General features: G+C 58.8%; 8 protein-coding genes. 4 read left to right on the top strand and 4 right to left on the bottom strand.

Annotated features, from left to right (window positions below):
• Positions 1-381: 381 nt before the first annotated feature.
• The 3 genes from hrpB (at position 382) to PL640_RS16465 (ending at position 4,865) form a co-directional block, all read left to right on the top strand.
• Entirely contained in the window at positions 382-2,868 is a 2,487-nt protein-coding gene (gene hrpB, locus PL640_RS16475; RefSeq protein ID WP_271362652.1) for an ATP-dependent helicase HrpB, read from the top strand.
• Between the two features lie 29 nt (positions 2,869-2,897).
• Positions 2,898-4,205, top strand: coding sequence for a two-component system sensor histidine kinase ActS (gene actS, locus PL640_RS16470; protein WP_142842367.1), 1,308 nt, complete (start codon positions 2,898-2,900; stop codon positions 4,203-4,205).
• Between the two features lie 72 nt (positions 4,206-4,277).
• Positions 4,278-4,865: an ActR/PrrA/RegA family redox response regulator transcription factor gene (locus tag PL640_RS16465; RefSeq protein WP_271362651.1), complete on the top strand. Its 588-nt coding sequence runs from the start codon at positions 4,278-4,280 to the stop codon at positions 4,863-4,865.
• On the opposite strand, the gene PL640_RS16460 is transcribed toward PL640_RS16465, so the two are convergent.
• On the bottom strand, positions 4,866-5,351 hold the full coding sequence (locus PL640_RS16460; protein ID WP_004444350.1) for an MmcB family DNA repair protein: 486 nt from the start codon (positions 5,349-5,351) through the stop codon (positions 4,866-4,868).
• A 183-nt stretch (positions 5,352-5,534) separates the two neighbouring features.
• Here PL640_RS16460 and PL640_RS16455 point away from each other — a divergent pair, with 183 nt between their 5' ends.
• A complete protein-coding gene (locus tag PL640_RS16455) occupies positions 5,535-6,248 on the top strand; it encodes a L,D-transpeptidase (protein ID WP_046799744.1) in 714 nt (237 codons plus the stop codon).
• Between the two features lie 79 nt (positions 6,249-6,327).
• Here PL640_RS16455 and PL640_RS16450 read toward each other — a convergent pair whose 3' ends face one another.
• The 3 genes from PL640_RS16450 to hslU form a co-directional block, all read right to left on the bottom strand.
• On the bottom strand, positions 6,328-8,496 hold the full coding sequence (locus PL640_RS16450) for a malate synthase G (protein WP_271362650.1): 2,169 nt from the start codon (positions 8,494-8,496) through the stop codon (positions 6,328-6,330).
• 119 nt (positions 8,497-8,615) lie between these two features.
• On the bottom strand, positions 8,616-9,581 hold the full coding sequence (locus tag PL640_RS16445; RefSeq protein WP_271362649.1) for a DUF1402 family protein: 966 nt from the start codon (positions 9,579-9,581) through the stop codon (positions 8,616-8,618).
• 191 nt (positions 9,582-9,772) lie between these two features.
• Complete coding sequence (hslU, locus tag PL640_RS16440; RefSeq protein ID WP_142842095.1) at positions 9,773-11,080, bottom strand: ATP-dependent protease ATPase subunit HslU; 1,308 nt, start codon at positions 11,078-11,080, stop codon at positions 9,773-9,775.
• Positions 11,081-11,117: the final 37 nt, after the last annotated feature.

The raw sequence follows: 11,117 nt of genomic DNA, 5'->3' as shown, positions 1-11,117 counted from the left end.
AACTTGATTTCTTTAGAACGAAAGTCGTCGTCGCCAGCAGCGCCGCCGCCCTCGTTCAGTGAGCGGACTTATAAATCCATCACCTCAAACAAGTCAACACACCCATCGTCAAAAAACTGACATTTTTGCTAACTAACTGAAATCACTAACCACTTTAACAAAAAGCACCACAAGACGCCGGAAAGGCGGAATCTTTCGCCGTTTTCATCAAGCACACGATGTGACCCTTCCATCTCCCATGCGAGATAGGGCGCGAGCGATCTTGCTTTTGCCAGAAGCGCATTGACGAAACCCTCATAGTCCGCTGTCCAAGCGCCGGGTCGTGCTTTAGAACGGCATGAAGACGCTCATATACCAACCCAATGCCGCAGGCCTCTTCGCATGACCAGAACACCAGCCCCAATAAAGAACGACTTGCCCGAGCTTCCCGTCAGCGACGTTCTTGGCGATATTGCCGATGCGCTGGCAGGCGCGAAGCGCGCGGTTCTTTCGGCTCCTCCCGGCGCAGGCAAGACGACACTGGTCCCGCTTCACCTGCTGCGGCAGGAATGGCGAGGTGACGGCAAGATCATTCTTCTTGAACCGCGCCGGCTTGCCGCGCGGGCCGCGGCCGGGCGCATGGCTGATCTGTTACATGAAAGCGTAGGAGAAACGGTCGGCTACCGCATGCGGCTTGACAATCGTATTTCTTCGAAAACCCGGATAGAAGTGGTGACCGAAGGGGTGTTTGCTCGAATGGTTCTGGACGATCCGGAACTTGCCGGCGTTTCGGCTGTGATTTTCGACGAGTTTCATGAACGCTCACTCGACGGCGATTTCGGTCTGGCTCTGGCACTCGACGTTCAGGATGGATTGCGAGACGATCTGCGTATCCTCGTTATGTCCGCCACCCTTGATGTGGACCGCATCAGCACGCTGATGCGCGACGCGCCAGTGGTTCAGAGCCTCGGCCGCACATTCCCAATCGATATCCGCTATGAGGATCGCTGGCAGGGCGCGCCGGTTGAAGAGAAAGTCACCAAGGCAATTATCGAAGCCCATGCGGCGGAAACAGGTTCCATCCTTGCTTTCCTGCCGGGGCAGGCGGAAATCACCCGCACGGCCGCACGGCTGGAGGGGCGCTTTTCCAATGATACGGACGTCATCCCGCTTTACGGTAACCTGTCACAAAAGGAGCAGGACGCAGCGATCAAGCCGGCGACGGCCGGGCGACGCAAGATCGTGCTTGCTACCTCCATTGCGGAAACCTCGATCACCATCGACGGTGTGCGTGTGGTGATTGACAGCGGGTTGCAGCGACTACCCGTGTTCGAACCGGCAACGGGAATAACGAGGCTGGAGACCGTGCGGGTATCGCGCGCTTCCGCAGATCAGCGGGCGGGCCGTGCGGGGCGAACGGAACCCGGCGTTGCAATCCGCCTGTGGCATCCAGGACAGACGGCGGCGCTTAATGCCTTTACGCCACCGCAAATTCTGGCGAATGATCTTTCCGGCCTTGCGCTGGATCTCGCCCATTGGGGTGTTCACGACCCTTCCATGCTTGCCTTTCTGGACACGCCGCCTGAAGCAGCGCTCAAGGAATCGGTGGCGCTTCTCAAAAATCTCGGCGCTCTCGATGAAAGTGGCGCACTGACACAGCGCGGTCGCCTGATGCGCGGCCTTTCACTACCGCCACGGCTGGCGGCGATGGTGATTGCAGCGGCAAGCGAGGGTGCGGGGAAAAAGGCGGCGATGCTCGCCGTCATGCTGACGGAACAGGGGCTGGGCGGAAACGATCTCGATCTTGATGAACGGCTACGGCGTTTTGTTTCCGGCAGGAGCGAAAGGGCGCAGGCGGCGCGCAAGCTGGCATCAAGGCTGTTCGACGCGATTGGCGATATAAAGACGGCAGCCGAATTGCCAAGCGAAGCCGGCCCCCTGCTGCTGCACGCCTATCCGGACAGGATCGCGCTTCAGCGCGGAGCACGCGGCCGTTATGTGATGGCGAATGGCCGGGGTGCCGAACTTGCCGAGACCGAGCGGCTGGCGGCGAGCAGGATGCTTGTCGTGGCCGACATTACCGGGCGAGCGGCGCAGCCGCGCATCCTTGCGGCAGCAGGCATCGACAGGGCCGATATAGAAGAGCGGATGCCACACCTTATCGTTCAGCAGGACCAGTTGCTCTTTGATAAGGCAAGCGGCCAGGCACGTGCGCGCCGGGTCACGCGCCTCGGCGCCATCATCCTCGATGAAACGCCCCTGCCCCGCCCGGAAGGCGAAAAGGCCGCACAGGCGCTGGCCAATGGCATTCAGGAATTCGGCATCGGCATTCTGCCCTTTTCGAAAGAAACCCAGCAGCTGCGCGACCGGATCGGTTTTCTGAACGCGAGCATCGGTGAACCATGGCCCGACGTCAGCGATACGGCATTGCTTTCGCGACTTGAAGATTGGTTCGTTCCTTTCCAACACGGTGCGCGTAGCCTGCAGGACATTCGACCCGGCAGCCTTTCCGAAGGGATTATGTCTCTCGTGCCACACGAGGTGGCGCGAGACCTCGGAAGACTAGCGCCGACACATTTCGAGGCGCCGACGGGCCAGCGGCATCCAATCCGCTACGACGCCAGCGAACCGACCCTTTCCATTCGCGTGCAGGAACTTTTCGGGCTGACGTCGCACCCCGCGATCGCGCAGGGGCGCTTGCCGCTACTGCTGGAATTGACCTCGCCCGCACACAGGCCGATACAGACCACTCGCGATCTTCCGGGTTTCTGGGCGGGGTCGTGGAAAGATGTGCGGGCGGATATGCGTGGGCGTTATCCGCGCCATCCATGGCCGGAGGACCCGGCAGCGGCCCTGCCGACCAGCCGCGCGAAACCGCGCGGGACGTGAAGACGATGAATAGGGTAAAGGAGACGAAGGTGGCTGGTCATCCGATCGAAACCACAAGGCTTGGCCGCGCCAGCCGCAGAATAAGGCTGCAGACGATTGTCTGGCTGCGTTGGCTGGCGGTTGCTGGACAGACAGCGACGATCCTTTTCGTTGCTTTCGGGCTGAACTTCCCCCTGCCGCTGCTGGCCTGCGGCCTGCTGATTGCGGCGCTGGCGCTTGCCAACCTGTTTCTCACCGCCCGCTTTCCCTCCACCTATCGCCTGGAACCCTGGGAAGCGACATTGCTGCTGGCCTTCGACCTGCTGCAATTGACGGCGCTGATCTATATTACCGGCGGCCTTTCCAATCCTTTCGCGCCGCTGATCTGCGTGCAGGTCATCATCGCGTTTGCCTCGCAGCCGCTGCGGCATTCGCTTATTCTTCTTGCTTTTGCCGTCATCTGCTCGACTGCGATCGCCTTTTCGCCGTTTCCGGTTCCCTGGTATCCCGGCGAGGTCTTGCCGATCCAGCTTCTGCTGCATGTCGGTACCTGGGTCGCGATCATCGCCACCACATCCTTTGCGGCCTTTTATGCCTATCGCGTTTCGCATGAGGCCAATCAGCTGGCGGACGCGCTGGCTGCAACCGAACTGGTGCTGGAGCGGGAAAAACACCTCTCGCAGCTGGATGGGCTGGCAGCCGCCGCAGCGCATGAGCTCGGCACGCCGCTTGCGACCATCAGCGTTGTCGCCAAGGAAATGGAGCGGGAACTCGGAAATGATGAAAAATATGGCGAAGACATAGCGCTGCTGCGCAGCCAGAGTGAAAGGTGCCGCGATATTCTGCGCCGCCTCACATCCCTTTCCGCCGATAATGAGGAACATATGCGCCGCCTGCCGCTGTCTTCGCTGATCGAGGAGGTGATGGCGCCGCACCGGGAATTCGGCATTCGCCTTGAGCTCGTGGAAAAGAGCAACCGGGCCGACGAACCGGTCGGCATTCGCAACGCCGGCATCATCTACGGACTGGGCAACCTCATCGAAAACGGCGTGGACTATGCGCGGGAGAAGGTGACGGTGACGGTGGAGCATGATTCGCAGAATGTCGCGGTCCTCATCGAGGATGATGGGCCGGGTTATGCCCATGACGTGCTTGCCCGTATCGGTGAGCCCTATGTGACGGAACGGCACAACGACACCCGGGCGGGCGGGCTGGGACTTGGCCTTTTTATCGCCAAGACACTGCTTGAGCGATCCGGCGCCGCCGTTACCTTCGAAAATCGCGGCTCCAGCAAAACCGGGGCGCGGGTCACAATCATCTGGCCTCGCGCGCTTATGGACGATAAAAGAAACCGTTGACTTTACCATCCACGTTGAAGCGGCGATAAGAAGAAGAAACAAAGCCGACGAAGTTGCCGGAAGGCCGGAAACATGAAGACAGAAGACCAGACCCCAACCACCAGCGCAGCTGCGGACGATATCGACCCCATCGGACCCGACAAATCTCTGCTGATCGTCGATGATGACGGCCCGTTTCTGCGCCGGCTTGCCCGGGCAATGGAAACGCGCGGCTTTGCCGTCGACACTGCCGAGACGGTCAGCGATGGTATTGCCCGCTCCAAGGCCGCACCGCCTAAATATGCGGTGGTCGATCTGCGGCTTGCCGATGGCAACGGACTGGAAGTAATCGAAGCCATCAGGCAGAACCGGGACGATACGCAGATCGTCGTTCTGACCGGTTATGGCAACATCGCAACCGCCGTTACCGCCGTGAAGCTTGGAGCGCTGGATTATCTGGCCAAACCCGCCGATGCGGACGATGTCTTTAATGCCCTGACGCAGCGCAAGGGCGAAAAGACCGAAGTCCCTGAGAACCCCATGTCAGCCGACCGGGTGCGGTGGGAGCATATTCAGCGCGTTTATGAAATGTGCGAACGCAACGTCTCAGAGACCGCCCGCCGTCTCAACATGCACCGGCGCACCTTGCAGCGCATTCTCGCCAAGCGCGCACCGAAGTAATCACTCTCCGAAGCTGCGCCCGGTCGTCCATTCCGCCAGCATCAACCGGGTTGCAGCGGTTCTCGAGAAATCCAGCATCACCGATTTGCGGGTCGCCGGCGGCAATTTATGCTCCGGCGCATCGCGAAGCATATGGGCACCATATCCATCCGAAAGGATCAATCCGCACTCTTCCGGAAAGATATCGGTCGGCACTTCCGGATGGGTGGCGAAAAACAGCCGGTCGCAATGCAATCGGTATTCCGGCCATTTGCGATCGACACGAAAATCCTCGATCGAAGATTTGATTTCGATGATCCAGATCTCCCCCTTGACCGACAGGCTGATGAGATCCGCCCTTCGTCCGCTCGCAAGCGGCAGTTCCGGCAGCACCGAATGACGCATCTCGTGCAAAAGGACCTGAACGCCGCGACGTACCAGCATCGCCTTGTCCGACTGGCGACCGTCTATTAAGGGATTATTGTTGGTAACGGAAAGAATAGTCATGGATAAAGGCTGCTGAAGCGTTTGGCCTATTGTTGCAAAAAGGCAATCAACCGGTAATTTTAAATGCGCGACCGTCTCGCGGCGGCGCAACGGCTTGCCAAGAGCGGCTGAATGGAAAATAACCGATTTATCCAATTAAGCCTACTCCTTCGCACAATTTGGCGAATTTTCCGCGAGAACAACATGCGCATCCGTACTTCATTGACCGCACTTGGTCTGACGGCAGCACTGGCTCTGGCCGGCTGCGCTGAAACCACCTCCCAATCAACTCGCCCGACATCCGGCAAGATCGCGGCGTCAGTGCCGGTTGCCGACCCCGTTCCGGCGAAGGTCGAAACCGTCCAGATTTTCAATGACGTATACGGTCCCGTGACCGATGCGGGCTATGCGCTGCCGGCCATTCCGATCAATCGCGTAAACGAGAAGTTCCGTCGCCAGATCGTTGAGTTCCAGACGAACGAACGTCCCGGCACGATCATCGTCAATACGCGCGATCGTTACCTTTATTACATCCTGTCCGGCAACCGCGCCGTCCGGTACGGCATCGGCGTCGGCAAGGCAGGTTTTGCCTGGGCCGGTGAAGCCTATGTTGCCTGGAAGCAGGAATGGCCGATGTGGCATCCGCCGAAGGAAATGGCGGACCGCAAGCCCGAAGTCGCGAAATATGTCGAGGCAGGCATGGGCCCCGGCCTGTCCAACCCGCTCGGCGCGCGCGCCATGTATCTCTTTAACGAAAAGGGACAGGATACGCTGTTCCGTATCCATGGTTCGCCCGAATGGGCTTCGATCGGCACCGCCGCCTCTTCCGGCTGCATCCGCATGATCAACCAGGATGTCATGGATCTTTACAGCCGTGTCCGCCCGGGCCGCAGCTCCAAGGTCGTCGTGATCCAATAAGATCAGATAGAAGACAAAGAAAAAGCCGCCGTGGAATTTCCCGGCGGCTTTTTTATTTATCTAAACGCCTGGCTCGGTTTCAGGCTGACTGCTTCGCCTTCAGTTCCAGACGGCGGCGGTGCAGGACCGGTTCGGTGTAGCCATTCGGCTGTTCGCGGCCCTTCAGCACAAGCTCGACAGCCGCCTGAAATGCGATCGATCCTTCAAAATCGGACGCCATCGGCAGATAGGCTGGATCGCCGGCATTCTGCCCGTCGACCACGGCAGCCATGCGCTTCATTGTCTCAACGATCTGCCCTTCCGTCACCACGCCATGGCGCAGCCAGTTCGCCATGTGCTGTGCGGAGATGCGCAGCGTCGCGCGATCTTCCATCAGTCCGACATTGTTGATGTCAGGCACCTTGGAGCAACCGACACCCTGATCGACCCAGCGCACGACATATCCCAGAATGCCCTGCGCATTATTGTCGAGTTCGCGCTGGATTTCCTCCGGCGTCCAGTTGGGACGCGGCGCGACCGGCACCGACAGAATATCGGAAAGCTTCGCGCGACCTCGGCTTTTCAAGCCTTCCTGAACCGCTGCGACATCGACCTTGTGATAATGTGTGGCATGGAGCGTCGCCGCCGTCGGCGATGGCACCCAGGCGGTGTTGGCGCCCGCTTTCGGATGCGCGATCTTCTGCTCCAGCATCGCCGCCATCAGGTCCGGCATGGCCCACATGCCCTTGCCGATCTGCGCGTGGCCGGAAAGGCCGCATTCCAGACCAATATCAACGTTCCAGTTCTCGTAAGCCGTAATCCAGGCGGCCTGTTTCATATCGCCCTTGCGGATCATCGGCCCCGCTTCCATCGAGGTGTGGATTTCGTCGCCCGTGCGGTCGAGGAAGCCGGTGTTGATGAAGACAACGCGATCCTTCGCAGCGCGGATACTTTCCTTGAGGTTGACCGTGGTGCGGCGTTCCTCATCCATGATGCCCATCTTCATGGTATTAGGCGTCATACCGATGAGGTTTTCGACGCGCGAGAATATCTCGTTGGCGAAAGCGACCTCTTCCGGGCCGTGCATTTTCGGCTTGACGACATACATGGAGCCGGCGCGGGAATTCTGCAGCCGCCCGGACGGGCCGACGTCGTAAAGCGCGATCAGTGCAGTGACGACAGCATCCATGATGCCTTCCGGAACCTCGCGGCCATCCCTGTCGAGGATTGCCGGATTGGTCATGAGATGACCGACATTGCGCACCAGCATCAACGAACGGCCCGGCAAAGTGAGCGCCGAACCATCGGGCGCGGTATAATAACGATCCGGGTTCAGCCTGCGGGTGAAGGTCTTGCCACCCTTCGCAACCTCCTCTGTCAGATCGCCGCGCATCAGGCCAAGCCAGTTGCCGTAAACCAGAACCTTGTCTTCCGCATCGACGGCAGCGACCGAATCCTCACAATCCATGATGGTTGTCAGCGCGGATTCGAGAATGACATCGGAGATGCCCGCCTTGTCGCCCTTGCCGATTTCCGTCGACGGATCGATGACGATTTCGGTGTGCAAACCATTCCTGCCGAGCAGAATCGTTGCCGGCTTTTCCGCCTCACCGGTAAAGCCCTTGAATTGTGCGGCGTCCTTCAACCCCGTCGTGGCGTCGCCGATTGCAAGCTGCAACAGGCCGTCAACGATCTTGAAGCCTGACACATCGGACCAGCCTGCCGTTTCGAGCGGTGCCGATTCATCGAGGAAGTTGCGCGCCCAGATGATGACCTTTTCGCCGCGCTTCGGATTGTAGCCCCTGCCCTTTTCCGCACCATCGGCGTCGGAGATGGCATCGGTGCCATAAAGCGCGTCGTAAAGCGAACCCCAACGGGCATTGGCGGCATTCAGCGCATAACGCGCGTTCATGACCGGAACAACGAGTTGCGGGCCGGCGACGGCAGCAATTTCCGGATCGACATTGCCGGTTTCCACCTGGAAGCCGGGGCCTTCCGGCAGCAGGTAACCGATTTCCTTCAGAAAGCCCTCATAGACAGCAAAATCCACCGGAGCGCCGTTCTGTCGGTACCAGCCATCCAGTTTTTCCTGCAGCGCATCGCGCTTTGCCAGCAATTCACGGTTCTTCGGAGAAAGCTCGTGGACGATGGCCGAGAAGCCTTCGAAGAAAGCCTCGCTGTCCAGACCCGTGCCCGGCAGCACTTCATCCGTCAAAAAAGCATAAAGCTTGTCATCGATGGAAAGACCGAATTTATTCGTGCGGCTCACATGCGCCTCCTCTATTCTACGCGTCCAGATTGGACGTTGAAGAGGGCGCTCGTCAATTGCGGCATGCAGCCAAATATTATTTCCATTTTGGAAACAATGCGGCCGATAGTCGTCTTTTTCTACAAAAGCGCCTGCAAGTCCTTGATGCGGTCATTCACCAGCCAGCCGTAGTAGTTTTCCTCCGGCATCAGGGGCTGCTCGCCGCCTACGGCGCGCTGGCGGTTCTTCTGGGCGAGAGCGGCCGCGCGCTGCTGTGAGCCGCCAACATTATAAAGCGTGGAGGTCACGCCCGGATTTTTCGAAATATCCATGTCGGCAATCGATCTGTAATCGTCGATCGACTTGCGGATGGAGGCGGCCATAAAGGCCAGCGAACGATCAGGGTCCATGATCGCCGTATAAACGGCTGTGGCGTCGTTCTCGTCCAACCTGTCATAGCCCGATGTTTTCGACACCATATCGGACAACATCAGCGCCGTCAGCGGGTTGATCTGGCCAAGACCGAAGGTCTGACCGGCATAGAAGGGCTGGAAAAATACGGCGCTGAAACGGTTGTTCGGATAGGCGACGCCATCGACCGTCCTGCCACGGAAGCCGTCGTCCCAGACATCTTCCCGACAGTTCCAAAGGCCGTAGGAATCCTTCTTCGACTGACATTTAGTAAATTGCGAGCGCGTCAGAAACTGCGCGATGGTTTCGTCCTTATAGCCGAAACGGAAGCTGCTGCCGGCATAGGAGGCGGCTTTGACATAGTAGGATTGCAACCGGTCATAGGCATCGACATTATAAGTATGCTCGCCGACGATGGCGCCGATCATATGGATCGGATCGATACCGTAGCGCCCGGCCGTCGACTTGATCTTGGCGATCAGCGCCTTGTCGGAGGACAAAAGGTCGATCACCTTCTGATATTTACGTTCGAAAGAGCTGTTGGACGCCTTCGTCCTGCGCGCGGAAGCACCGGGGACACCGGGCTGTTCGGCATTGCGATTGCCCGGCGGAACGACCGTTGCGGCCTCGACGTAAGAAGACGAGACGACGGTGAACGTCAAAGCAGCGGCAAATGCCAGAAGAGTTTTGCGCACGAGCGAATGCCTTTTCTCAAGCCTGCGGCTTCCCTGCGAAAGAGGAAAACCAGACCATTCCACGAAAGCGGTTCCAACCGGAATGCAGCCCTTCCCATAAACAAAATGCGGGCTGAATGCGAGATGAGGCAGATAAAATAAAAGAGTGCGGCAAATATGGCCGCACTCTTCTTTCGTTTTCCCTGAAGTCTTCAGAGAATATAACGCGACAAGTCCGTATCGGCGGCCAGATCGCCGACATGTTTTTTGACGTATTCCTGATCGATCTTGATGGCAGACCCACCGCGATCCGGCGCGTTGAACGAAATCTCGTCCAGAACCCGCTCCATCACCGTCTGCAGGCGACGCGCACCGATATTCTCAACCGAAGAATTGAGATGAACGGCCACATCGGCCAAAGCGTCAATCGCATCATCGGTGAAATCAAGGTCGAGTTCTTCCGTCGCCATCAGCGCCTTGTACTGGCGGATGAGGCTTGCTTCCGTCTCGGTAAGGATCCGGCGGAAATCCTCCTTGGTCAGCGGCTTCAGCTCGACACGGATCGGCAGGCGACCCTGAAGCTCCGGCAAAAGATCGGATGGCTTTGCCACATGGAACGCGCCTGACGCGATGAACAGGACGTGATCGGTTTTGACGGGGCCGTATTTCGTCGAAACCGTCGTGCCTTCGACAAGCGGCAGGAGGTCACGCTGCACGCCTTCACGCGAAACACCGGCACCCATGCCGCCATCGCGCGCCGCGATCTTGTCGATCTCGTCGAGGAAGACGATGCCGTCATTTTCCACCGACTTCACCGCTTCGCGCTGGATCATTTCATTGTCGAGCAGCTTGTCGGATTCATCGCGGACGAGATCGGTATAAGATTTCGAGACCGTGGTGCGCACTTTCTTGGTGCGTCCGCCCATGGCCTTGCCGAACATTTCCGACAGGTTGAGGACGCCGATATTGGCGCCCGGCATGCCGGGAATTTCGAAACCGGGCATGCCCGATCCGCTATCGGCAACCTCGATATCGATTTCCTTGTCGTCCAACTCGCCATCACGCAGCTTTTTGCGGAAGCTTTCGCGAGTGCCGGGCGACGCGGTCGTACCGACAAGCGCATCGAGTACCCGTTCTTCAGCGCTAGCATGCGCCTTGGCCTGCACTTCGGCGCGCTTCTTTTCACGCACGAGCCCGATACCGATTTCCACGAGATCGCGGATGATCTGTTCGACATCGCGGCCGACATAACCGACTTCGGTGAACTTGGTCGCCTCGACCTTGATGAACGGGGCGCCGGCCAACTTTGCAAGACGACGGGAAATCTCCGTCTTGCCGACACCGGTCGGCCCGATCATCAGAATATTCTTGGGCATCACTTCATCGCGCAGGCTCTCATCGAGTTGCTGGCGACGCCAGCGGTTGCGCAGTGCGATCGCGACCGCACGTTTCGCATCATGCTGGCCGATGATGTGGCGGTCCAGTTCCGAGACAATTTCCCGGGGTGAAAAAGTGGTCATTCTATCCTCTCGGCTTTCCTGTTCCGGCCGGCCATTC

It is taken from the genome of Agrobacterium sp. ST15.16.024, from assembly GCF_027956545.1.
Lineage (GTDB): Bacteria > Pseudomonadota > Alphaproteobacteria > Rhizobiales > Rhizobiaceae > Agrobacterium > Agrobacterium cucumeris.
This window is presented reverse-complemented; position numbering and strand designations above follow the sequence as displayed.